Annotated in this window: 15 protein-coding genes; 10 read left to right on the forward strand and 5 right to left on the reverse strand. The window is 75.4% G+C overall.

Annotated features, from left to right (window positions below; all coding sequences use genetic code 11):
• Nucleotides 1-32: 32 nt before the first annotated feature.
• The 4 genes from ACGFZL_RS21070 to ACGFZL_RS21085 form a co-directional block, all read right to left on the reverse strand.
• Nucleotides 33-698, reverse strand: coding sequence for a hypothetical protein (locus ACGFZL_RS21070; protein ID WP_393693685.1), 666 nt, complete (start codon nt 696-698; stop codon nt 33-35).
• A gap of 261 nt (nt 699-959) precedes the next feature.
• Nucleotides 960-2,066 carry a peptide chain release factor 2 gene (gene prfB / locus ACGFZL_RS21075; protein ID WP_355165274.1) on the reverse strand — a complete coding sequence of 369 codons (1,107 nt, stop codon included), beginning with the start codon at nt 2,064-2,066 and terminating at the stop codon, nt 960-962.
• A gap of 46 nt (nt 2,067-2,112) precedes the next feature.
• Nucleotides 2,113-3,345, reverse strand: coding sequence for a serine/threonine-protein kinase (locus ACGFZL_RS21080; protein ID WP_355165272.1), 1,233 nt, complete (start codon nt 3,343-3,345; stop codon nt 2,113-2,115).
• A 110-nt stretch (nt 3,346-3,455) separates the two neighbouring features.
• The gene (locus ACGFZL_RS21085; RefSeq protein ID WP_393693687.1) at nt 3,456-5,141 is read right to left on the reverse strand and encodes a serine/threonine-protein kinase; all 1,686 of its coding nucleotides are present in this window, start codon (nt 5,139-5,141) and stop codon (nt 3,456-3,458) included.
• 412 nt (nt 5,142-5,553) lie between these two features.
• Here ACGFZL_RS21085 and ACGFZL_RS21090 point away from each other — a divergent pair, with 412 nt between their 5' ends.
• Entirely contained in the window at nt 5,554-8,865 is a 3,312-nt protein-coding gene (locus ACGFZL_RS21090) for an FHA domain-containing protein (protein ID WP_393693689.1), read from the forward strand.
• Here the strand turns inward: ACGFZL_RS21090 and ACGFZL_RS21095 are convergent.
• Nucleotides 8,854-9,276: a hypothetical protein gene (locus ACGFZL_RS21095; protein WP_393693691.1), complete on the reverse strand. Its 423-nt coding sequence runs from the start codon at nt 9,274-9,276 to the stop codon at nt 8,854-8,856. The two genes, ACGFZL_RS21090 and ACGFZL_RS21095, sit on opposite strands and share 12 nt — an antisense overlap.
• 163 nt (nt 9,277-9,439) lie before the next feature.
• Here ACGFZL_RS21095 and ACGFZL_RS21100 point away from each other — a divergent pair, with 163 nt between their 5' ends.
• From ACGFZL_RS21100 to ACGFZL_RS21140, 9 genes are all read left to right on the forward strand, one after another.
• A complete protein-coding gene (locus ACGFZL_RS21100; protein WP_355165255.1) occupies nt 9,440-9,883 on the forward strand; it encodes an NUDIX domain-containing protein in 444 nt (147 codons plus the stop codon).
• A gap of 278 nt (nt 9,884-10,161) precedes the next feature.
• The gene (locus ACGFZL_RS21105; protein ID WP_393693693.1) at nt 10,162-11,556 is read left to right on the forward strand and encodes an ABC transporter substrate-binding protein; all 1,395 of its coding nucleotides are present in this window, start codon (nt 10,162-10,164) and stop codon (nt 11,554-11,556) included.
• Between the two features lie 4 nt (nt 11,557-11,560).
• The gene (locus ACGFZL_RS21110) at nt 11,561-12,892 is read left to right on the forward strand and encodes a carbohydrate ABC transporter permease (protein WP_393693696.1); all 1,332 of its coding nucleotides are present in this window, start codon (nt 11,561-11,563) and stop codon (nt 12,890-12,892) included.
• Complete coding sequence (locus ACGFZL_RS21115) at nt 12,889-13,797, forward strand: carbohydrate ABC transporter permease (RefSeq protein ID WP_355176310.1); 909 nt, start codon at nt 12,889-12,891, stop codon at nt 13,795-13,797. Before ACGFZL_RS21110 ends, ACGFZL_RS21115 begins: the two co-directional genes overlap by 4 nt.
• Nucleotides 13,798-13,940: 143 nt before the next feature.
• Nucleotides 13,941-16,286, forward strand: coding sequence for a CDP-glycerol glycerophosphotransferase family protein (locus tag ACGFZL_RS21120; RefSeq protein ID WP_393693699.1), 2,346 nt, complete (start codon nt 13,941-13,943; stop codon nt 16,284-16,286).
• Between the two features lie 92 nt (nt 16,287-16,378).
• A complete protein-coding gene (locus ACGFZL_RS21125; RefSeq protein WP_393693701.1) occupies nt 16,379-18,586 on the forward strand; it encodes a CDP-glycerol glycerophosphotransferase family protein in 2,208 nt (735 codons plus the stop codon).
• 5 nt (nt 18,587-18,591) lie between these two features.
• Nucleotides 18,592-20,814 carry a CDP-glycerol glycerophosphotransferase family protein gene (locus ACGFZL_RS21130; RefSeq protein WP_393693703.1) on the forward strand — a complete coding sequence of 741 codons (2,223 nt, stop codon included), beginning with the start codon at nt 18,592-18,594 and terminating at the stop codon, nt 20,812-20,814.
• 23 nt (nt 20,815-20,837) lie between these two features.
• Nucleotides 20,838-22,085: a hypothetical protein gene (locus tag ACGFZL_RS21135; protein ID WP_393693765.1), complete on the forward strand. Its 1,248-nt coding sequence runs from the start codon at nt 20,838-20,840 to the stop codon at nt 22,083-22,085.
• Nucleotides 22,086-22,183: 98 nt separating this feature from the next.
• Nucleotides 22,184-23,731, forward strand: coding sequence for a hypothetical protein (locus ACGFZL_RS21140; protein WP_393693705.1), 1,548 nt, complete (start codon nt 22,184-22,186; stop codon nt 23,729-23,731).
• Nucleotides 23,732-23,740 lie beyond the last annotated feature (9 nt).

The following is a 23,740-nucleotide window of genomic DNA, read 5'->3' on the forward strand; positions in this document are numbered from 1 at the left end:
CGCTCCGGGCCCCTTCACGTGGCCGCGTCGGCTCAGGCGGCCGCGCCGCCCCGGTTGCCCATCACGCGGGGCAGGACGCGGAAGGCGATGCCGCCGGCGATCATCGTCGCGGCACCGGCCAGCAGGAAGGTGGTCTCCGCGGCACCGGTCTCGGCCAGCTCGGCGCCACCGCCCTGGGCGGAGGTGTCGGCGCGCGGGAGCTCCTGGCCGGTGTCGGTCAGCGACGAGGAGCCCTGCTCCTGTGCGGCGCCGCCGGCCGGGTCGGCGTTGTTGCCGCTGCCGCCGTTGCCGCCTGCGTTGCCGTTGCCGTTGTCACCGCCGCCCGGGGGCTGCTCGGTGGGGTTGGAGGGGTCGGAGGGGTCCTCCGTGGGCTCCGACGGCTCCTCGGCGGGCTCGGTAGGGTTGTCGGTGGCCGGCGGCGGGGTGGTCGGGTCCTCGGGGGCCGGCGGCGTCGTCGGGTCCTCAGGGGCCGACGGCGAGGGCGGCGGCGTCTCGTTCGGGCTGGTCGGGATGGTGTCGTCCGGGGACGACGGCGAGGGCGGCGGCGTCGTGTCGTCGTCGCCGACGGTCACGCCGACGTCGACGCTCCCGCCGATGTCGAGCGCCGAGGCGGCGCCGGCGGCGGTCAGCGAGGCGCCGGCCGCGATCACGGCACCGGCCGCTATGCGTGCGAACCGGATCCGCGTCTTCTTGGTCATAAGGTTGCTACCCCCAGTAGCTCATCGTCAGTGATGCGGCGCTCGGGGCCGTGATCTACGGGGGGTGGCTGCGCTCGGACCCCCCGGTTCACATGCGCCCCGCGAAACACGCATGCCGCGCCTTACCCTTCCCAAAGCTCAAAGGCGAGTCAAGGGCGGTGTGTTGGGGGATGTCCGGGTAGCGAGGGGTATGCCGGTCGCGAAGGGTGTGAGTGTGTTGTAAAACTCGCCGCGTCTCGACGCTTCCCGCCGCGTCTGCCGCTACTTCTCGCGCTGCTTGCGCCAGCGGATCCCGGCCTCCAGGAAGCCGTCGATCTCGCCGTTGAACACCGACTCGGGGTTGCCGACCTCGTGCTCGGTGCGCAGGTCCTTGACCATCTGGTAGGGGTGCAGGACGTACGAACGCATCTGGTTGCCCCAGGAGTTGCCGCCGTCGCCCTTGAGGGCGTCCATCTTGGCCTGCTCCTCCTGGCGGCGCCGCTCCAGGAGCTTGGCCTGGAGGACGTTCATGGCGGTGGCCTTGTTCTGGATCTGCGAGCGCTCGTTCTGGCAGGAGACGACGATGCCGGTGGGCAGGTGGGTGAGGCGCACCGCGGAGTCGGTGGTGTTCACGCCCTGGCCGCCGGGGCCCGAGGAGCGGTAGACGTCCACGCGCAGTTCGGACTCGTCGATCTCGACGTGGTCGGTCTGCTCGACCACGGGCAGCACCTCGACGCCGGCGAAGGAGGTCTGGCGGCGGCCCTGGTTGTCGTAGGGCGAGATGCGCACCAGGCGGTGGGTGCCCTGCTCGACAGAGAGGGTGCCGTAGGCGTACGGCACCTGCACGGCGAAGGTGGTCGACTTGATGCCGGCCTCCTCCGCGTACGACGTCTCGTAGATCTCCGTCTTGTAGCCGTGCTGCTCGGCCCAGCGCAGGTACATCCGCTGGAGCTTCTCGGCGAAGTCGGCGGCGTCGACGCCGCCGGCCTCGGCGCGGATGTTGACGAGCGCCTCGCGGGCGTCGTACTCGCCGCTGAGCAGGGTGCGGACCTCCATCTCGTCCAGCGCCTTGCGGACGGAGGCCAGCTCGGACTCGGCCTCGGCGCGGGTGTCCGGGTCGTCCTCCTCCTCGGCCATCTCGAAGAGGACCGAGAGGTCGTCGATGCGCCCGCGCAGGCCCTCCGCCTTGCGCACCTCGGCCTGGAGGTGGGAGAGGCGGCTGGTGATCTTCTGCGCCGCGTCCGGGTCGTCCCACAGCGACGGCGCTGCCGCCTGCTCCTCGAGCGAGGCGATGTCTGCCCTCATCTTGTCGAGGTCCAGGACGGCCTCGATCGACTCCATGGTCGAGGAGAGGGACTTCAGCTCTTCGGATACATCGACGACTGCCACGCAACCAGCGTAACGGCTCCGCCGGCCGGCTCCGGCCCCGCTCCGCTCAGGGGACCGCCGGGGCCGAGTTCCGCTGGTCGGGCGGGGACGGGGCGTCGTCGCCCGACGTGGCCAGCCAGGTGCCGGCGCCGACGGCGGCCAGCAGGACGGCGGCGGACGTGCCGAGGACGACGCGGCGGCGGCGCGTGGTGGCGCGGTTGCGGGCCGAGCCGGGGCGCGGGGCGCCGGACGCGCGCGGGGCGCGGGCGGTGCCGTGGGCGCCGCCGGCCAGCTCGTCCGGGGCCGGGACCCGCATCGAGGTGTGGGTGTCCCGGTTGGCGTCGGCCGGCTTGGCGCCCGGCACCAGCGGCACCGCCCCGCGCCGGGCCCGCTCCCCGGCGGGGGACGCGGCAGGCTCGGCGAGGCCCTCGCGCTCCTCCTCCGTCTCCGGCTCGTCCACGTCCAGCGGGGCCATCCCGGCCAGCATCGGCAGCAGCTCGCGCAGCCGGGCGGCCAGCTCGGAGGCGCGCAGCCGGGAGGCCGGCGCCTTGGCGAGGCACTGCACGAGCAGCTGCCACAGCTCGTCCGGGATGCCGGGCAGCGGGACGACGGACTCGGTGACGTGCCGGCGCAGCACCGCGCCCGGGTGGCCGCCGCCGAACGGGGTGAAGCCCGCGAGCAGCTCGTACAGGACGGTCGCCAGGGCGTAGATGTCGACGGCCGCGCGCGGGGGCAGGCCCTCGACGATCTCCGGGGCGAGGTAGTCCGGGGTGCCGATGATCTTCGTGGCGCGGGTGCGGCGCGGGGTGTCGATGAGCTTGGCCACCCCGAAGTCGGTCAGCAGCGCGGGGTGCGAGCCGCCGGGGCCGAGCGGGCCCTGCATGTCGAGGAGGACGTTCTCCGGCTTGACGTCCCGGTGCACCACGCCGGCGGCGTGCGCGGCGGCCAGGCCGTCGGCCACGTCGGCCACCACGGCGACCGCGGCCTCGGGCGCCAGGCGCCGCTCGCGGTCGAGGCGGGTGCGCAGGTCGGTGCCGCGCACCAGGTCCATGACGAGCGCGAGGTCGTTGCCGTCCACCACCAGGTCGCGCACCGGCACGACGTGCGGGTGCTCCAGGCCGAGCAGGGCGGTGCGCTCCTGCACGAAGCGCCCGACCAGCTCCTGGTCGGACGACAGGTCCTCGCGCAGCAGCTTGATCGCGACGGGCCCCTCGGGACCCTCGCCCAGCCACACCGTGCCGGCGCTGCCCCGCCCGAGGATCTGGTGGGCGGTGTACCGGCTGCCGATCTTCCGTGCCAAGACTGCTCCTACCGACGCGTGTTGCCGACAAAGCTACGCGTTGACGGAGGCAGCCTTCACCAAGGAGGGCGGATTCACCCGCTGGTTGTCGACAAATCCCCAGAGTCGGGTCAGTTGGCGCCCGAGCTGAGGTCGCCGATCCAGTCGGTCACCGTGGTGAACCAGTCGCTCAGCTGGGCCCAGTAGCCCTTGCCCGTGCCGATCCAGTCCTGGAGCGGGCTCAGCTCCCAGACCAGCCAGCCGGCCACGAAGAGGACGACCAGGGTGACCACGCAGCCCTTCAGGCAGCCGAGGCCGGGGATGCGCATCGGGTTGGCGCTGCGCTGCCGGGGCGGCCGGGGCTCGCGCCGGGGGGCGGCCGGCTCGGGCGCGGGCGGCGGGGCGTACCGCTGGGGCGCCGGCTGCTGGGGCTGCTGCGGCTGCGGGGTGGCGTAGCGCTGCGGCTGGGGCTGCTGCGGGTAGCCGTACCCCGGCGGGGGCTGCTGGGGGCCGCCGGGCGGGGCCTGGCGGGGCGGCTGCTGCGGGCGGGCGACCTGGCGCTGGGGGCGGCGGCGCAGCGGGTCCTCGTTCGGGTCGAGGTACTGCACCTGCGTCTGCTCGTTGCGGTCGCGGGCGGCGCGGAGCTGGTTCTGCCAGGGGTGGGGGTCCTGGGGGCCGGGCTGTCCCTGCTGGCCCGGGGGGACCGGCGGCATGACGGTGGTCGGGTCGGCGCCGCCCTGCCCGCCCGGGGCGCCGGTGTGCGGGAGGACGCTGGTGGCGCCGTTCGGGTCGTACGCGCCCTGGCCCTGCGGGTCGTACGCGCCCGGCGGGGTGTACGCGCCCTGCCCGTGCGGCAGGACCTGGGTCGGGTCGGCGGCCCCGGCCGCCTCCGGCACCTGCGCGGGCGCGGGGTCGGGGGCGAGCAGCGCGCCGACGCCCTCGGCGGCGCCGATCTGGGCGCTGCTCGCGTGCACGCCGATGCCCTCGGCGACGACGCGCAGGCCGCGGGCGAGGTTCTCGGCGCTGGGGCGGTCCTCGGGGTTCTTGCGCAGGCAGCGCTCGATCACCGTCCACAGCGGGTCGGGGACGGTGGAGGGGCGGCGCGGCTCGGCGCTCAGGTGCTGGTGCAGCACCTCCAGGGCACTGCCGCCGGAGAACGGCGGGCGGCCGGTGACCAGCTCGTAGAGCAGGATGCCGGCGCCGTAGACGTCCACGGCGGAGGTCTGCGGGCGGCCCTCGGCGGACTCCGGCGCGACGTACGCGGGCGTGCCGACGAACTCGTGGGTGCGGGTGAGTCCCGGCGAGTCGGCGAGGCGGGCGATGCCGAAGTCGGTGAGCATCGGGTGCAGCTCGCCGCCGGCCTGCTTCAGCAGCACGTTGGCCGGCTTCAGGTCGCGGTGGACCACGCCGTCGGCGTGGCTGGCGGCCAGCGCGTCGGCGATCTGCGCGGTGAGCAGCGCGGCGGCGACCGGGGTGAAGGGGCCGTTCTCGCGCAGGTGGCGGTGGAGGTCGGGGCCGTCGACGAGGTCCATGACCAGCGCCAGCAGATCACCCTCCACGACCAGGTCGCGGACCCGGACGATGTTGGGGTGGGTCAGCCGCAGCAGGACGGAGCGCTCCCGCAGGAAGCGCATCACCACGTCGGCGTCGCTCGCCAGCTCCTCCTTGAGGACCTTGATCGCGACGAGCTCGCCGGGCTGTCCCGCGACGGCCGCCTCGGCGCCCGCCGTCTGGTTCTGGCGGGCTCGCCAGACGGTCCCGGTGGCGCCGCGACCGAGCGGCTCCTCCAGGAGGTACTTGCTGCCTACCGGCCGCACGTCATGCGCTCCCTGCTGGTTCTGGACGGTGTTCCGGGGTGCTGCGGGGGACTGCTCCCGCCGACCCACTGTAGTGCCGCAGCCGTCCCGCGCCGGGTTGTCGCAGTCCTCGGTGCGGGTCCGGAAAGACGCGCGACCCGGTCCCATGGTTGCCGAACCCGGACGTGACCGATCTCAAGACGGGCGTTTCCGATCACCCGCGGGGCACCTGTCAGGCACTTTTGCGGGCAGAGCCGAGCAATCAAGATCATTCGACGGCCCGCGGCGGGCGGGTTGTCAGTGGCAGGTGCGAGGATGCGTGCAGTACTGGCCGACGTGCTCGTGCGGCGGTGGGGGAAGTCCGCGGTGGGGACCGCGGGGACCGCTTCGCCCCCGGTGCCCGGGCGCCCGCGCGAAGGGACCGCTGACGGCGATGCAGATCCGGCTGACCGTCGTAGACCCGCAGGGCCCGCATGCCGCGGCGGGCACCCGCGCCGTGTGGCGGGACCTCCTCGTCACCGCGCCCGCCGGCACCGCGCTGGCCGCGGTCGCCTCCGCGCTGGCCGCGGCGCTGCCCGGCGGCGAGGCCCCCGCCTCCGGCCCGGTGGTGCTCTACGCGGGCGCGCGCCGCCTCGACGCCCAGCGCTGCACCCTGGGCGAGCCCCCGCTGATCGACGGCGCCGTGCTCAGCCTGGGCGCCCCCGGCGAGCCCGACCCGCACGGCGAGCCGGCCGCCGCCCCGGCCCAGCTCCATGTGGTCGCCGGTCCCGACGCGGGCGGCGTCCACCTGCTGCACGGCGGCCAGGTCAGGCTCGGCCGGTCCGCCGACGCCGACGTCCCGCTCGACGACCCGGACGTCTCGCGCACCCACTGCGCGGTGACCGTCGCCGGCGACGGCCAGGTCACGGTCGCCGACCTCGGCTCCACGAACGGCACCCTGCTGGACGGCGTCCGGGTCGGCGAGCGCCCGGTCCGCTTCGCGCCGGGGGCGCTGCTGCGGGTCGGCGAGTCGGCGCTGCGCCTGGTGCCGGCGGCCCTGTCGGAGGCGGCGCGGGTGCGGACGGTGCCGGACGGGGAGGGGTGCGTGCGGGTGGCACCGGCGCCGGGTCACGCCGCCGCCGAGGGGGTCGGCGAGGTCGATGCCGTCGCCCACGCGCGCGTGGCCGACGCGGCGGGGGCGGCCGGTGCCGTGCGGGTCACCGGCAAGGCGCCGGCCGCGGGGACGCATCACGCGCGAGGGGCCATGGCGTACGGCACCGACGGCGGCGGCCCGGGCGCGGACGCCACGCACGCGAGCGGCTTCGGCGGCCTCGGCTGGGCGGACCGCCCCGGCGAGGCGGGCCGCACGGCCACGCCGTCGCACGGCACGGACGTACCGCGGGATCTCGGGCACGACCTCCCGCAGGGCGCGCGCCGGCGCGGCGGGCTCGGCGCCTGGGCGCGCCGGCTCACCGGCGGGCGCCCGGAGGGGGCGGGCGCCGCCGTACCGGGCCCGCGCGCGACGACGGACGACGGGTACACGAACGACGGGTACGGGGAGCACGAGGGCCCCGCCGGGCACGGGACCGACCCGTACGCCGAGCCGGCGGCACCGTCGCCTCCGGCCGCCGGTCCCTCCCCCGCGCCGGAGACCTGGCCGGACCCCGCCGCCCTGCTGCTGACCGCGCTCGGGCCGGGCCCGCGGCTGTGGGAGCGCGGCCCCGGCCACCCCGAGGTGCTTGCCGTGCGGCTGGGCACCGCCGACCGCCTCGCCCCCGGCGGCGGGGCGCTGCCCGCCGTGCCGGTGACCGTCGGACTGCGCGAGGCCGGGGCGCTGGGCCTCGCCGGCCCGCGCGAGCGGCTGGCCGGCCTGGCCCGCGCGGTGCTGGCCCAGCTCGCGGCGCTGCACTCGCCCGACCTGCTGGAGATCGTCCTGATCAGCGCGGACCGCGCTCGGCCGCTCGCCGAGCGCAGCGCCGAGTGGGCCTGGCTGGGCTGGCTGCCGCAGCTGCGCCCGGCGCACGGCCAGGACTGCCGGCTGCTGCTGGCCCACGACCGCGAGCAGGCCGGCGCCCGCGCCGCGGAGCTGCTGCGCCGCCTGGAGGACCACGTCGCCGACACGGGGGCCCGCGCCTCCGCCTCCGAGAGGATCCCGGCCCAGCCGACCGCGTCCCCGGGCGAGGGCCCGGCCCGGCGCCCCTCCTGGGCGCTGCCGGACACCGACACCGGCGAGCACACCGGCCCGTACACGGTGGTGGTCGTGGACGGCGACCCCGGCGGCGCCGACCTGCGCGGGTCGCTGGCGCGGCTGGCGCAGGAGGGCCCGCGGGCCGGCATCCATGTGGTGGCCCTTGCCGAGACGCCCGCCGCGTCCCCCGCCTCCCCGGTGGCGGAGACCTACGAGGCGGCCTGTGCGGCGTCGGCGGTGTTCCGGGAGTGCGGGGCCGTCGCGCTGCTCAGCGGTGACGTGGCGACCACCCTCCGGCTGCTGCGCGTCGCCCCGGGCGGCCCCGTCGGCAATGGCACGCTCGGCACGGTGGACGCCGTCTCCGCGGCCTGGGCCGAGCGGTTCGCGCGGGCCGTGGCGCCGCTGCGCACCGACGGCTCGGGCGCCGAGCGGCCGGCCCGGGTGTCCGCGCCGCTGCCCCAGGCGGCCCGGCTCCTGGACGAGCTGGGCCTCGCCCGGGCCACCCCGGCGTCCCTGATGGCCCGCTGGGCGGACGCGGTGGACGACACCGAGTCGCTCGGCGGACGCGCCCAGGGCGTGCTGGGCGCGGGCCCGCGCGGCCCGGTCGCGGTGGACCTGGCGGCCGAGGGCCCGCACCTGCTGATCGAGGGCCCGCCGGGCAGCGGCCGTACGGAGCTGCTGCGCGCGACGGTCGCCTCCCTCGCCTCCGCCGAGCGCCCCGACCGCCTGGGCATCGTCCTGCTGGACGGCCGGGACGGCGTCACCACTGGCGCGGGCGAGGGCCTGCGCGTGTGCACGGACGTCCCGCACGTCACCACCCACCTGGGCGCCAACGACCCGATCCGGATGCGGGAGTTCGCCCAGTCCCTGAGCGCCGAGCTGAAGCGGCGGGCCGAGCTGCTGGGCCGGGGTTCGTTCACCGACTGGCACACGGGCCATGAGGTCGCCGACCGCCTGGTCCCGCAACGCACGAGCGCCGACTCCGCGGACATAGATTCCCCGCCCAGCACCACCATGCGCCTGCGCCCCGCCGCGTCCCGGCAACGCACGACGGCCGCGCCCCCGCCGCTCCCCCGCCTGGTCGTGGTCGTGGACGACCTTGACGCCCTGGTCACTCCCGCGCTGGGCTCACCCGGTCGACCGGCCGCGGGTTCGGTGACCCGGGCCCTGGAGGCGGTGGCGCGAGACGGCGAGCGCCTGGGCGTCCACCTGGTGGCCGCCACGGCGCCGGGCGGCCGCACGGCCGAGACGGAACCGTCCCGTCGCGCCTCCCTCCGCGTCACCCTGGACGCCCCCCGCCCCGGCCCGGACGAACCGTCCCCCGGCCGCGGCCACCTCGCCACCCCCGACGGCCGGACCACCCCCTTCCAGGCGGGCCGCGTCACCGGCCGCATCCCCCGCACGGCCACCCTCCGCCCCACGGTCGTCCCCCTGGACTGGCCCCGCATGGGCGACCCCCCGACCCACCGCCCGGTCCGCGAACTGGGCAACGGCCCCACCGACCTGGCCCTCCTGGCCAGCGCGCTGGAACGGGCGGCGCGGGAGGTGGCGGCGGCGGAGGTCCCGTCACTGCTCTGATCCGGCGATCTCCCGCCGAAGCCGCCGGGTGAAGCGGCCCAGCAGCTCCAGCGTCTCCCGGAACTCGGCCCTGCGCTCCTCCCTGCCGTCGGTGGGCCGCGTGCTCCACACCCGACGCGCGAGAGCGTCGGCGAGATCGACGGTCTCGCGGGCGCACAGCAGATACAGCGCCGACCGCGCCTCCTGCATCCGCCCGGCCAACTCCTCGGCTCCGGGCCCGTCGTCCCCCAGCCGCGTGCCCTTCAGCTGATCGAGCAGCTGGACCACGGCGGTGTTGAACCCGACCCCCGCCGTGAGCTTCTGCTCCCGCACCCACATCCGATCCTGCCGCCGCGCGGTGAACCACGCCCCGAACACGACCCCTATGAGCCCGACAGCGGCCCCGACGGCCACGGACAGCATGTTCTCCACGCTCAGCCCCCCTGGCCCCAGCCGTCGAGCGACATCTGCGGCCCCCCGCCGACTCCAGCACTTCCACTCCTACGGACGTAGCCAAGCGAATCGCCGACGCCGTGCCGGCACCCGGCGGTAGCGTCAGCACCCCCACCACACCCGACAACCCCACGGTGAACTCATGACCCCGACGCCCGCGACCCCCACGATCGACACGCACGTGATTCTGCGCGACGGCGACAAAGTGCTGCTGTCGCAGCGTGGAGGCCCGTACGGGTACGGCCGGTGGCACGCCCCCTCGGGCAAGCTGGACGCCGGTGAGCCGCTCACCGTCGGCGCCGCGCGCGAGCTGAACGAAGAGACCGGCGTCGAGGTCGACCCCGAGCACCTGAGGCTCGTGCACGTGGTGCACCACAAGCAGGGCTTGGAGACGGAGCGCATCGGCCTCTTCTTCCTGGCCACCCTGTGGGCGGGAGAGCCGGTCAACCGCGAGCCCGAGAAGTGCCTCGGCCTGCGGTGGTGGTCCGTGCACGAGCTGCCCGAGGACATCATCGAGTACCCCGAGGCCGGGCTGCTCGGCTACCTCAAGGGCGGTGAGCCGCTCACCGAGCACGGCTGGGCCTAGGGCGGGTCCGCAAAGTCTCGTCTGCCTGGCGACGCCCGGCACGCACTCTCGCCGCACCGGACCCCGCGCGGCCCGCCCTACGGGCGGACGACGGGACTTTACGGACACGCCCTAGCGCACGATCGCCCCCAACTCCCCAGCTCTGTCAGCCGAGTCACGACGCGGTCACGATCTCCGTTGCGGCCTGGGACGCGGTCTTGCCGGTGGTCACCCCCTGGCGTACACCAGAGCCCACGGGACAGCGCTGGACGTCGATGAGGACGAAGAACGGGGCAGCTATGCGCACGCGTATCACGCACGACCGCTCACGGACCGCCACCCGCACGATGAGAGCCGCAGCCGCCTTCGCCGCAGCCGGAGCCCTCACGCTCTCGCTCACGGCGTGCGGCGGTGACGACGGTGACGAGGGCAGCGGGGACAAGGGGGACGGGGGGAAGGAGACCGCCGCCACGGTCACGCTTCCCAAGCTGAACGGCGAGACGATCGAGGTCGCCGCCGTGTGGACCGGCACCGAGCAGGAGAACTTCAAGAAGGTGCTGGCCGAGTTCGAGAAGCGGACCGGCGCCAAGGTGACCTTCGTGCCGGCCCAGGACCCGATCATCAACTTCCTCGGCTCGAAGATCGCCGGCGGCGCCCCGCCCGACGTGGCGATGCTCCCGCAGCCCGGCGCCATCAAGCAGGCCGTCGACAAGGGCTGGGCCAAGCCGCTGGGGGCGGAGGCGAGCAAGGAGCTGGGGGAGAACTACTCCCAGGGCTGGCAGGACATCGGGAAGGTCGGCGGCAAGCAGTACGGGGTGTACTACAAGGCCGCCAACAAGTCGCTGGTCTGGTACAACGCCAAGGTCTTCGAGAACGCCGGCGCCGCCGAGCCCAAGTCCTGGGACGAGTTGCTCAGCACCGCCCAGACCGTCTACGACTCCGGCGTCACCCCCTTCTCCGTCGGCGGCGCCGACGGCTGGACCCTCACCGACTGGTTCGAGAACGTCTACCTCTCCCAGGCGGGTCCGGAGAAGTACGACCAGCTGGCCAAGCACGAGATCAAGTGGACCGACCCGAGCGTCAAGCAGGCGCTGACCACGCTCGCGCAGGTCTGGGGCAAGAAGGACTTCGTGGCGGGCGGCGCCGACGGCGCGCTGCAGACCGAGTTCCCCGCCTCGGTCACCCAGACCTTCACCGGCGGCGACCAGCCCAAGGCCGGCATGGTCTACGAGGGCGACTTCGTGCAGGTCACGGTCGGTGAGGCGGGCGCCAAGGTCGGCACCGACGCGAAGGTCTTCCCGTTCCCCAAGGTCGGCGACACCGCGCCCGTGGTGTCCGGCGGCGACGCGGCCGTGGTGCTGAAGGACTCCAAGGGCGCCCAGGCGCTGGCCACCTTCCTCGCCTCCCCGGACGCGGCCACCATCCAGGCCAAGCTCGGCGGCTACCTCTCCCCCAACAAGGCCGTGGACAACTCGGCCTACCCGAACGACGTGCAGCGCAAGACCGCCCAGGCGCTCGTCGCCGCCGGCGACGACTTCCGCTTCGACATGTCCGACCAGGCCCCGCAGGCGTTCGGCGGCACACCCGGCAAGGGCGAGTGGAAGGCGCTCCAGGACTTCCTGAAGAACCCGAAGGACGTGGCCGGCGCCCAGGCGAAGCTGGAGGCGGAAGCGGCCGCCGCCTACAAGGACTGACGCGATGACGTCCGCCACCGCGGCGCCCACCGGGCCCAGGACCAGGAAGAGCGTCACCGGCACCCGCCGGACCGTCGCCGCCCTCTTCCTGCTGCCCGCCCTCGTCCTGCTCGGCGCGCTCGTCGTCTACCCGATCGGGTACTCCCTGGTCCGCAGCTTCTACGACCAGTCGGGCGACGGCTTCGCCGGCTTCGACAACTACCAGGCGCTGTTCACCGACGACGGTATCCGCACCGCGCTGAAGAACAACGTCATCTGGGTGGTGTTCGCCCCCACCGTCGCCACCGCCCTCGGGCTGGTCTTCGCCGTGCTGACCGAACGGGTGCGCTGGGGCACGGCGTTCAAGCTGGTCGTCTTCATGCCGATGGCGATCTCGATGCTCGCCGCCGGCATCATCTTCCGCCTGGTGTACGACCAGGACCCGGACAAGGGCGTCGCCAACGCGGTGTGGGTCGGGGTGCACGACACCTTCGCCGAGTCCTCGGCGTTCCCGAAGGCCCACCCGGGGCGGCAGTCGCCGCTGAAGGCGGCCGGCGGGGGCGCCTTCGTCACCAAGGCGCCCGTCTCCGCCGGCACCCCGGTCGCGCTGCCCCTGGTCGGCGTCGCCCCCGACCAGCTGCCGGACGGCGCGCAGCCGGCGGCGGCCCCGAAGGCCGAGGACGGCAAGGTCACCGGCACCACCTGGCAGGACTTCACCCGCGGCAAGGGCGTCGGCAAGCTGGGCGGGGTCGACGCGGCCGAGCTGGGCTACCCGGGGATGCGGATCGAGGCCGTCAAGGACGGCGAGGTCGTCGCGTCCACCAAGGCGGCCGACGACGGCACGTTCACGCTGCCCGCCGAGGCCGACGGCGCGCTGCTGCGGCTGCCCGCGAGCAACTTCGCGGAGGCGTACAACGGCCTGGACTGGCTCGGCCCGTCGCTGGTCACCCCGGCCATCATCGGCTCGTACGTGTGGATGTGGGCCGGCTTCGCGATGGTGCTGATCGCGGCGGGGCTGGCCGGCGTGCCGCGCGAGCTGCTCGAGGCGGCCCGGGTGGACGGCGCCAACGAGTGGCAGGTGTTCCGCCGGGTCACCGTGCCGCTGCTGGCGCCGGTCCTCGCGGTCGTGGTCGTCACCCTGATGATCAACGTACTGAAGGTGTTCGACCTGGTGTTCATCATCGCCCCGGGCTCCTCGCAGGACGACGCGAACGTGCTCGCCCTGGAGCTGTACCGCAAGGGCTTCGCCTCCGACCAGCCGGGCATCGCCAGCGCCATCGCGGTGTTCCTGCTGCTCCTGGTCATCCCGGTGATGTGGTTCAACGTACGGCGGCTCAGGCGGGAGGTGCGGCGATGACCGCGGAGGCGGCGGGTTCCCTCACGAAGGCGCCCGAGGCGACGGCCAAGGCGAAGCCGTCGCTGGGTTCGCGGCTCGCCGGGGGCGTCAGCGGCGGCCTCGTCCAGGTGTTCCTGATCGTGGTCGGGCTGTTCTGGCTGGTGCCGACCCTCGGGCTGCTGCTGTCCTCGCTGCGCAGCTCGCGGGAGATGGCGGACAGCGGCTGGTGGCAGGTGTTCAGCGAGCCGTCGAAGCTGACCTTCTCGGCCTACGAGGACCTGCTGAAGAACGGCGACATCACCGACTCCCTCGTCAACACCGCGCTGATCACCGTCCCGGCGACGGTGCTCGTCGTGGTCATCGGGGCGCTCGCGGGCTACGCGTTCGCGTGGATGGAGTTCCCCGGCCGCGACTGGTGGTTCCTGGCCGTGGTGGGGCTGCTCGTGGTGCCGGTGCAGGTGGCGCTCATCCCGATCGCCGAACTCTTCGGCAAGATCGGCCTGTTCGGCTCGATCCTCGGGGTGATCCTCTTCCACGTCGGCTTCGGGCTGCCCTTCGCCGTGTTCCTGCTGCGGAACTTCTTCGCGGAGATACCCCGCGAGCTGCTCGAGGCGGCCCGGCTCGACGGCGCAGGTGAACTCCGGCTGTTCGCCCGGGTGGTGATGCCGCTGGGCGGGCCGGCCATCGCCAGCCTGGGCATCTTCCAGTTCCTGTGGGTGTGGAACGACATGCTGGTCGCGCTGATCTTCTCGGACTCCGGGAGCCAGCCGATCACGGTCGCCCTGCAGACGCAGGTACGGCAGTTCGGGAACAACGTGGACGTGCTGGCGCCGGGCGCGTTCATCTCCATGGTGATCCCGCTGGCGGTGTTCTTCGCCTTCCAGCGGCAGTTCGTGTCCGGCGTGATGGCGGGCGCCGTCAAGTAGGCCCTGCGGTAACGCACTTGAGAGGGGCGGACCCGGCACGGGTCCGCCCCTTCCGCGTCCCCCGATTGCCGCAGCGGCCGTAACCAACCCGCCGCACGGGACGTTGCCGGGCAGAACGCCCGCGCCGACCCATGGATGTCCCCGTGCCCAGGTTCAGTGTCATCGTCCCCGCGTACCGGGTGCAGGCGTATCTGCACGCGTGCCTGGAGTCGGTGCTGTCCCAGTCGTACCCGGACCTCGAACTGATCGTGGTGGACGACTGCTCGCCGGACGCCTGCGCGGAGGTCATCGCCGAGTTCGCGGCCCGCGACCCCCGGGTGCGGCCCGTGCACCTGCCGGCCAACGGCGGCCTGGGCCCCGCCCGCAACGCCGGTATGGCGCGGGCGCGCGGCGACTACCTGGTCTTCCTGGACGGCGACGACACCCTCACCCCGGGCGCGCTCGCCGCCGTCGCGGGCCGGGTGGAGGAGACCGGCGAGCCGGACGTCCTGGTCTACGACTACGCGCGCGTGGCGTGGACCGGCGAGGCGGTGCGCAACCAGGCCGCCGCACACCTCACGGAGCGGGGGGCGGAACAGCCCTTCGCGCTCACCGACCGGCCCGGCCTGCTCCGGCTGCTGATGGTGGCCTGGAACAAGGCCGTCCGCCGCGCGTACGCCGAACGCGGGGGCTTCGCCTTCCCGCCCGGCTACTACGAGGACACCCCGTGGACCTACCCGGTGCTGATGCGGGCGGGGACGATCGCCACCCTGGACCGGGTCTGCGTGCACTACCGCCAACGCCGCAGCGGCAGCATCCTCGGCACGCCGAGCGAGCGCCACCTGGACGTCTTCGACCAGTACGACCGGGTCTTCGCCTTCCTGGGGACGCACCCCGAGCTGTCCCGCTGGCGACCCGCCCTGTACCGGCGGATGGCCGACCACCTCGTCGCGGTGTACGCCCGCCCCGACCGCCTCCCCCGCGCCCTGCGCCCCGAGTTCCTGCGCCGGGCCCGCGTCCACTGCCGCCGCCACCGCGTCCCCGGCGCCCCCGCCGCGCCGCCCGCCCGGCTGCGCCACGCCCTGCTCCGCCTTGGCCCGCCCGGCGCCTACGACGCCCTGCGCCTGGCCGCCGCCGTCGGGCGCCGGATCCGCGGGCTCGGGCGCCGGCTGCGGACAGCGACCCGCACCGGCGCCCTGTGCCTGCACTACCGCCTCCAGCGGGCCCTCCCGCTGCGCGCGGACCGCGCGGTGTTCGCCTCCGCCGAAGGGGGCCACGGCGGCGACCCGGGCGCCCTGGAGCAGGCCGTGCGCTCCCTCGCCCCGCACCTCCGCACGGCGTGGGCGGCCGACCCCGCGCACCACCCCACCGTGCCGCCCGGCACCCGCCGGCTGACGCCCGGCTCGGCGGCGTACTGGACGGCGCTGGCCCGCTCCAAGTACCTCGTCCACGACGCCCCCTTCGACCCCGGCCTGCGCCGCCGCCGGGGCCAGGTGCTGGTGCAGACGCAGGCCGGGACGCCGCTGGCGCACGCGGGCCTCGACCTCCAGGAGCGCCCGGCCGCCTCGGTCGGCACCGACTTCGCGCGGCTGCTCGCGGACGTCGACTCCTGGAACTTCGTCCTCTCCGCCAACCGCCACTCCACCCTGACCTGGGAGCGCGTCCACCCCGGCCGCTACACCACCCTGGAGTACGGTCGGCCGCGCACCGACGTCCTCCAGCGGGCGACCGCCGCCGACGTGGCCCGGCTGCGCGCGGCGCTCGGCATCCCCGAGGGCACCGTCGCGATCCTGTACGCGCCCGTGGCCCGCGACCACCGGCGCACCCAGCACTGCGCCCTTGACCTCCAGCGCGTCGCCGGGCGGCTCGGCCCCCGCTTCACGGTGCTGGCCCGCGCCCCGCTGGGCCACGGCGGCCCGCTCGCGGAGACCCGGGGCCGGGTGCTGGACGTCAGCGACGTACGGGAGCACCCGAGCCTCGCCGCGCTCTGCCTCGCCTCCGACGCCCTGGTCACCGACTGGTCGGCACTGATGTGCGACTACGCGGGCCTGGACCGCCCCATCGTGCTGCACACCGCCGACGCGGAGGTCTTCGAGGCGGTCCGCGGGACCTACGTCGACCTGGCCGCGCACCCGCCAGGAGCCGTCGCCCGGGACGAGGACGAACTGGTCGACGTCTTCGTCTCCGGGCACTGGCGCGGCGCCCGGTCCGCCCGGCTCAGGGCCGCCTTCCGGGAGCGGTTCTGCCCGTGGGACGACGGCCGCGCCGCCGAGCGCGTGGTGCGCCGCGTGGTGCTCGGCGAGCCGGAGGCCGCGCTGCCCCCGGTGGTGCCGCTCGCCGACCGGCACCCGGCACCGTCCGCCACGCTCGCGGCGACCGCCCTCGCGCGCACCCCGTCGGCGACCGTGCCGCACCCCGCCGTGCCCCACCCCGCCGTGCCCCACCCGGCCGCGCCGCCACCCGCCGTGCCGCATCCCGCGGGGCCCCGCACCGTCACCGACAGCCGCTGACCGGCGTTGGTCCACCGCGAGCACCCGCGCGCCGGTCCACGGACGACACGCGCCGGTCACGGAGAGAACGACCAGAGAGAAAGAGCAGCAGCATGCCCCGCTTCAGCATCATCGTCCCGTCCCACGGCGTCGCGGGCCGGCTGCCCCTCGCCCTCGACTCGGTCCTCGCCCAGTCCTTCGGCGACTTCGAGCTGATCCCCGTGCACGACGCGGCCGACGCCGCCGCCGCGGACGTCGTCGCCGCCCGTGCCGCGCACGACCCCCGGGTGCGCCCGGTGCACGCCCCGCCGTCGGCCGGCCTGGCCGGCGCGCGCAACGCCGGCACCCGGGCGGCGACCGGCGCCTACCTGCTCTTCCTCGACGGCGACGACACCCTCGCCCCCGGCGCCCTGACCGCGCTGGACGCCCGCCTCGCGGACACCGGCGGCGTGGACGTGCTGTACGCCGAGCACGAGCGGGTGCCCTGGTGGGAGGGCGAGCCCGCCAACCCGGCGGCCCCGCTGCTCGCGAAGGCCCCGCGCGACGCCTTCTCCCCCGACCGGGCCCCGTGGCTGACCGGCGTGCAGCTGCCCGCCTGGAGCGCGCTCTACCGCCGGGCGTTCCTCGCCGACCGCCGCCTGTCCTTCCCCGAGGGCCACTTCACGGACGTCGGCTTCGGCGCGCCTGCCGCCGCCGAGGCGACCCGGGTGGCGGTGCTGCGCGCGGTGATCGTGCGGCACCTGGTACGCCGCCAGGGCAGCCGGCTCAGCCTGCCGGGGCCGCACCACGCCGACCTCCTCGACCAGGCGGAGCGGGCGCTGGCGCACGCCGCCGAGCGGGGCCTCGCGGCGGAGCGCCGGGCGGCCCTCTTCGAGCAGCTCTTCGCCGCGATCCTGAAGACCGCCGTGCACCCCCGGCGCCTCACCGACGGCCGCCGGGACTGGTTCCGCCGCGCGAGCCGCCTCTACCGGCGTCACCGCCCGGCCGGCTTCCGCGTCCCGGGCGGCCGGCTCGGCGTGCAGCACCGGCTCCTGGCGTCCGGCTCGTACTCCGGCTTCCGCGCGCTGCGCGCCGCCAACCGCGCGGCGGCCGGCGCGCTGACCCGGCTGCCCCGCCCCCCGCGCGGCCTCGGCACCCGGCTGCGCTACCGGCGCGCGCTGCGCCGCCCCCTGGACCCGAACCTCGTCGCGTACTGCGCCTACTGGGGCCGCGGCTACGCCTGCAACCCGGCCGCGATCCACGCCAAGGCCCGCGAACTCGCCCCCCACCTGCGCGGGGTGTTCCTGGTCGAGCCGGGCCGGGCGCACACCGTGCCGGCCGGCGTCGAGACCGCCGTGCTCGGCACCCGCCGCGCCTGGGAGGTGCTGGCGCGGGCCACGTACCTGGTGAACAACGCCAACTTCGCCGAGGGCGTCGTCAAGCGCCCCGGCAGCGTGCACCTCCAGACCCAGCACGGCACCCCGCTGAAGACCATGGGCGTCGACCAGTCGACGTACCCCGTGGTCGCGGCGGCCACCGGCAGCTTCGGCAAGCTGCTCGGCCGGGTCGACCGCTGGGACTTCAACCTCTCCGCCAACCGCCACTCCACCCAGATGTGGGAGCGGGCCTTCCCGGGCTCGTACGAGCAACTGGAGTACGGCTACCCGCGCAACGACGTGTACCTGACCGCGACCGCCGACGACGTGGCCCGCGCCCGGCGCGCGCTCGGCGTCCCGGACGGCAGGACCGCCGTGCTGTACGCGCCCACCCACCGCGACTGGGAGACCGGCTTCGGCGCCGGCGGCCTGGACCTGGAGGCGTTCTGCGCGGCGGCCGGCGAGGACGTGGTGGTGCTGCTGCGCGCCCACTACTTCTACGACCGCGGCGGCGCCCGCTCCACCGGCCGGGTCATCGACGTCACCGCGCACCCCTCCGCCGAGGAGGTGTGCCTGGCCGCCGACGCGCTGGTCACCGACTACTCGTCCATCATGTTCGACTACGCCAACCTGGACCGGCCCATCGTCGTGTACGCCGACGACTGGGAGGTCTACCGGGAGACCCGGGGCGTCTACTTCGACCTGCCGGCCGCCCCGCCGGGCCCCTTCGCGCGCACGCCCGAGGAGCTGGCCCGCGTCTTCCGCGACGGCGAGCACCTGGGCGCGGAGTCGGCGGCGCTGCGGGCCGCGTTCCGGGAGCGGTTCTGCGAGTTCGACGACGGCCGGGCCGCCGAGCGCGTGGTGCGCCGGGTGCTGCTCGGCGAGCCGCCCGAGGCGATCCCGCCGGTGGTGCCGCTCGCCGAACGCGTCCCGGCCCCCGCCGCCGCCACCCCCGTGAGGAGCTGACCGTCGTGCCCCGCTTCAGCGTGATCATCCCCTGCTTCAAGGTGCAGGCCTTCCTGCGCGAGTGCCTGGACTCGGTCCTCGGGCAGTCCTGGCGGGACCTCGAGGTCATCGCGGTGGACGACCGCTCCCCGGACGGCTGCGGCGCGATCCTGGACGAGTACGCGGCCCGCGACGCCCGGGTGCGGGTGCTGCACCTGCCGGAGAACGTGGGCCTGGGCCGGGCCCGCAACGCCGGGCTGCCGCACGCGCGCGGCGACTACCTGTTCTTCCTGGACAGCGACGACACCCTCACCCCGGGCGCCCTGGCCGCGACCGCCGCCCGCCTGGCGGAGGCCGGCGACCCGGACGTGCTGGTCTTCGACTACGCCCGCGCCTACTGGTGGGGCGGCACCCGGCGCAACGCGCTCGCCCGGGTCCTCACCGAGGCGGGTCCCGCACCCTTCACCGCCGCCGAACGCCCGGAGATCCTCGACCTGTTGATGGTGGTGTGGAACAAGGTCTACCGCCGCGACTTCGTCGAGCGCGAGGGCTTCGCCTTCCCGCCGGGCTACTACGAGGACACCCCCTGGACCTTCCCGGTGATGTTCAGCGCCGACCGGATCGCCGTCCTGGACCGGATCTGCCTGAACTACCGGCAGCGCAGACAGGGCAACATCCTCTCCACCACCAGCCGCAAGCACTTCGACGTGCACGAGCAGTACGAGCGGGTCTTCGCCTTCCTCGACGCCCGCCCGCACCTCGCCCGCTGGCGGCCCTTCCTGCACGCCAAGATGGGCGAGCACTGCCTGGACATCCTCTCCAAGCCCGACCGGCTGCCCCCCGCCGACCGGGCGGAGTTCTTCCGCCGCACCGCCGAGCTGTTCCGCGCCCACCGCCCCGAGGGCGCCGAGGTGCCGGCCGCACTGCGGGTCCTGGAGCACGGCTGGCCCGCCTACCTGCTGCACCGCCGCGCCGCGCGGGCCGCCCGCACGGCGGAGCGGCGCGGCCGGCAGGCCCGCGAGCAGGTCACCGGGCGGCTCGGCCGGGCCCGCTCGGCGGTGCACGTCCGCCGCCCCCTCGACGAGGATCTCGTCCTGTACTCGGCGTTCTCGCACCGCGGCGCCCTCGGCGACCCGGCGGCGATCCACGCCAAGGCCCGCGAGATCGCGCCCCGGCTGCGCGGCGTGTGGGTGGTGCGCGGCGCCGAGGAGGCCGCGCTGCTGCCGCCGGACACCGACTACGTGCTGCTCGGCAGCGCGGCCTACCGCCGGGCGACCGAGCGGGCGGCGTTCCTCGTGAACAACGTCAACTGGCCCGGTGCCGTGCCCAAGCGGCCCGGCAGCCTGCACATCCACACCCACCAGGGCACCCCGCTGAAGTACATGGGCGTCGACCTGCTGGGCAGGCCCGGCGCCCGGCTCGGCCTGGACGTGCCGCAGATGCTGCGCCGGGCCGACCGCTGGGACGTCAGCCTGGTCGCCGACCGGTACTCGGAGCGGGTGTGGGAGCGGGCCTACCCCTGCCACTTCGCCTCGGCCCGCACCGGCAGCCCGCGCAACGACGTGCTGGTGAACGCCGGCCCGGCCGACACCGCCCGGGCCCGCGCCCGGCTCGGCGTCCCGGACGGGCACACGGCGGTGCTGTACGCGCCGACCCGCCGGGACTACCGGCGCGGCGGGCACGTCGACCGGCTCGACCTGGAGCGGCTCGCCGCGGACCTCGGCGCCGGGCACACCCTGGTGGTGCGGCTGCACCCGAGCCTGGCCGGCGGCCCGGCGCGCGGCCTGGGCCTGGCCGAGCTGCACCGCAGGGGCGTGCTGGTCGACGCGACCGGCGAGCCGCACGTCGAGCAGGTGCTGCTCGCCGCCGACGTCCTGGTCACCGACTACTCGGCCCTGATGGCCGACTACGCGCTCCTGGACCGCCCGATCGTGCTGCACGCCGACGACTGGGCCGCGTACACCGCGAGCCGCGGCCTGTACGTCGACCTCACCGCCGAGCCGCCGGGCCATGTCGCGCGCTCGCAGCGCGAACTGACCTGGCTGCTCACCTCGGGCGCGTGGCGGGACGAGGAGTCGGCGCGGCTGCGGTCGGCCTTCCGGCGGCGGTTCGGCGAGTACGACGACGGGCGGGCCGCCGAGCGGGTGGTGCGCACGCTGCTGCTCGGCGAGCCGATGCCCGCGCCCCGGGCCGCCGTGCCCGGCGCCCGCGCCGCCACGCCCGGCCGCGACCTGCTGACCTCGTCGTGACGGCGCCGAGGCCGCGGACCTGGGTGCTGCTCCTCGCCGCGCTGTTCGCGGTGGTCCAGCTCGCGGGCGTCACCGGCCGGGACACCCCGGACACCAAGAACTACCTGGCGTACGCGCTGAGCCTGAGCGGCGGCGACAAGCGGAGCGTGGCCGCCGAGACCATCGACTACGTGTGCGCCAGCCAAGCCTCGACGGCCCGGCGCACGCAGAGCGTGCACGTGCTGCGCTTCCACCGCGCCGACCCCACCGTGCCGGTCACCGAGACGTGCCGGGAGCGGGAGTGGGCGCAGGTGGCGCCCCGGCTGGCGGCCGGGCAGACCGGCGGGCACACTGTGCCGTACCTGACGGAGCGCTACATGCGCATCTTCGAGGTGCGCCCCGGCTACCCGGCGTTCCTGGTGCCCTTCGTCACCGCCCTCGGGGCGGACTGGGGGCTGTGGACGGCCGGCGTGGTGATCGCGGTGGCGGGTGGCGTGCTGGCCTTCCTGATCCTGCGCACCCTCGCGGTGCCGGTGCCGCTCGCGCTGACCGGGCAGGCGCTGTACTACGTGCTGCCGTGCGGGTCGACGGCGATGCGGCCGATGGCCGAGGGGCTGCTCATGGCGCTGACGCTGGCGGCGGTGTGGGGCTGCGCGCTGGTGCTGCGGACGGACCGGCGGCGGGCGGGTCTCGCGCTGGTCGCCGGGTCGCTGGCGGCGCTGTTCACCGTGAAGCACTCCCAGGCGCTGTTCCTCGGCCTCGCCCTCGCGGCGGCGGGCGCGCTGATCGCCGTGCGCCGCCGGTCGGCCGCCCGGGACGCGCTGCCGCTCGCCGCGGTCGGCCTCGCGGGCGCGCTGGGCACGATGGTGCTGGCCCGGCTGCTGCACTACCCGTCGGAGACGGACAGCCTCCAGGACCTGCTCACCGGGCACTTCGCACGGCCCGACCGTCCGCGTCCGTGGCCGGAGTTCTGGCAGCTGGAGGGCAACTTCTGGGTGGAGTGGCTGCGCCGGCAGGCGGTGCAGCCGCTCTTCCTCGCCGCCCTGGCCGCCGGCGCCTGGGGCGCGCTGCGGCGGGGGCGGGCGGCCGGCGGCTTCGTCGTCGCGGCTGCCGCCACCGGCGTGCTCACCCAGGCCGCGCATCCGGACATCGCCATCTGGGGCGACCGGCTGATCGTGCTGGCCTGGCTGCTGCCGGTGCTCGGGCTGCCGCTGCTCCTGGAGCCGGTGGTGCGGGGGCGGGTGGCGGTGCCGGCGCAGGGGCAGGGTGCGCGGGTGGGTGCGGTCGGTTAGCGGCGCGGCTCACTCGTTGGGGTGACGTGACGCCAGCTGACCCATCCTGGCGGGAAGGTACGGCAAATGCCTCGAATGTCCCTGCCTTCCGTCGCCCTGTGAGCACCGGCGTCCTCACCACCGGCACCGGGCGCTCCGTGCGCGGCGCGACGGCGCTGCGCGGTGGCCGCGCCTGGCGGCCGACCCCGTTCCAGGTCGCCGGCCTGCTGTTCTTCCTCGCCATGTCCCTCGCTTACTGGCGGGTGCCGCTGTGCTGCGACGCCGGACAGCACGCGGCGGTGGTCGAACGGCTCCGGGCGAGCCTGCTGCACCCGCGCCACCCGATGGCCGACCTGCCCGGCGCCGGCAGCCCCTATTACTCGCCGTACGCGCTGGCCGAGGGCGTCTTCGCCCGGCTGACCGGCTTCGGCGGCTGGGAGGTGCTGCGCCTGGCCGGCCCGCTGAACCTGCTGGTGCTGCTGACCGGCCTGAACCGCTTCGTGCGCGTCCTGACCCCGCGGCCGTGGGCGCCGGTCCTGGCGCTCGGCGCGATGACGCTGCTGTGGGGCACCGACCGGGCCTGGTGGAGCGGGTATCTGGGGCTGATGTCGATGACGGGCAACCTCGGCTACCCGTCGACCTTCGCCATCGGCCTGACCTTCTGGGCCTGGGCGCTGACCGGCGCGCGGGCGCGGGACGGGCGCCGGGTGCGGTACGTCGGCCCGGGCGGACTGCGCGGGCTGCCCGGGTACGCGCTGCTCGGCCTGCTCTACGCGCTGATCCTCCTGGTCCACCCGATCACCTCGGTGGCCGCGGTGCTCGGCGCGGTGGCGCTGGTGGCCGGCTGGCAGCGGGGTTGGCGGGCGGCGGTCGCCGGACGCTGGGCACTGACCGGGGCGGTGGCACTGGGCGCCGCCGCGCTGTGGCCGTACTTCGACGTCTTCGCGCTGGCCGGGGACGGCAGCGTGGACGGCATGCACCGGGTGCTGTACCTGGATCTGCCGGGCGAGTTCTGGCTGGCGCTGCTCGGGCTGCCGGCGCTGTGGCTGCGCGGGCGGCGCTCGGCGCGGGACCCGCTGGTGCTGATGTTCGCGCTGGACTGCGCGGTGGTGGCGTACGGCTGGGTCAGCGGCCACTACACCTACGGCCGCATCCTGGGCCTGAGCCTGGTGCCCGCGCAGTTCGCGCTGGCGGTGGAACTGGCGGCGCCCCGGCCGTGGGGGCGGTGGCGCCGGGTGCTGGGCTGCGCGGCGGCGGCGGGGGCGCTCACCGGGTTCCTGACCGTGCAGGCGGGGGCGCTGATCCCCGGGGGCTTTCCGCAGCCGCCCGAGTGGCCGTCGTACACCTGGGCGGCGCGGCACATGCGCCCCGGCGAGGTGGTGATCACCGACGGGTACTACGCCGGGCACGCCATCGCCGGCTACGGGCCGGACCTCGCCGCGCCCGCCTGGCCGGACGCCTCACTGGACGAACGGGAGCGGGCGCGGCGGGCGGCCGACGTGGCGGCGTACCTCGCCCCGGACTCCACCGCCGCCCGGCGCACCGCCGTGGTCCGCCGCTACCACGTGCGGTGGTTGCTGCTGACGCGGTGGCGGCGGGTGCCGGCGGAGGCGGTGGTGGTGGCGTGGAGCGAGCGGACGGGGGAGGTGCTGGCGCGGGTGCGGTGAATCTTCGAG

The sequence above is a fragment of the Streptomyces sp. NPDC048182 genome, from assembly GCF_043202555.1.
In the GTDB taxonomy this organism is placed as follows: domain Bacteria; phylum Actinomycetota; class Actinomycetes; order Streptomycetales; family Streptomycetaceae; genus Streptomyces.

Coding starts and splice junctions, on each gene's coding strand:
- ACGFZL_RS21070 (WP_393693685.1), bottom strand. CDS start 698: ATGACCAAGAAGACGCGGATCCGGTTCGCACGCATAGCGGCCGGTGCC.
- ACGFZL_RS21090 (WP_393693689.1), top strand. CDS start 5,554: ATGCAGATCCGGCTGACCGTCGTAGACCCGCAGGGCCCGCATGCCGCG.
- ACGFZL_RS21100 (WP_355165255.1), top strand. CDS start 9,440: ATGACCCCGACGCCCGCGACCCCCACGATCGACACGCACGTGATTCTG.
- ACGFZL_RS21105 (WP_393693693.1), top strand. CDS start 10,162: ATGCGCACGCGTATCACGCACGACCGCTCACGGACCGCCACCCGCACG.
- ACGFZL_RS21110 (WP_393693696.1), top strand. CDS start 11,561: ATGACGTCCGCCACCGCGGCGCCCACCGGGCCCAGGACCAGGAAGAGC.
- ACGFZL_RS21115 (WP_355176310.1), top strand. CDS start 12,889: ATGACCGCGGAGGCGGCGGGTTCCCTCACGAAGGCGCCCGAGGCGACG.
- ACGFZL_RS21125 (WP_393693701.1), top strand. CDS start 16,379: ATGCCCCGCTTCAGCATCATCGTCCCGTCCCACGGCGTCGCGGGCCGG.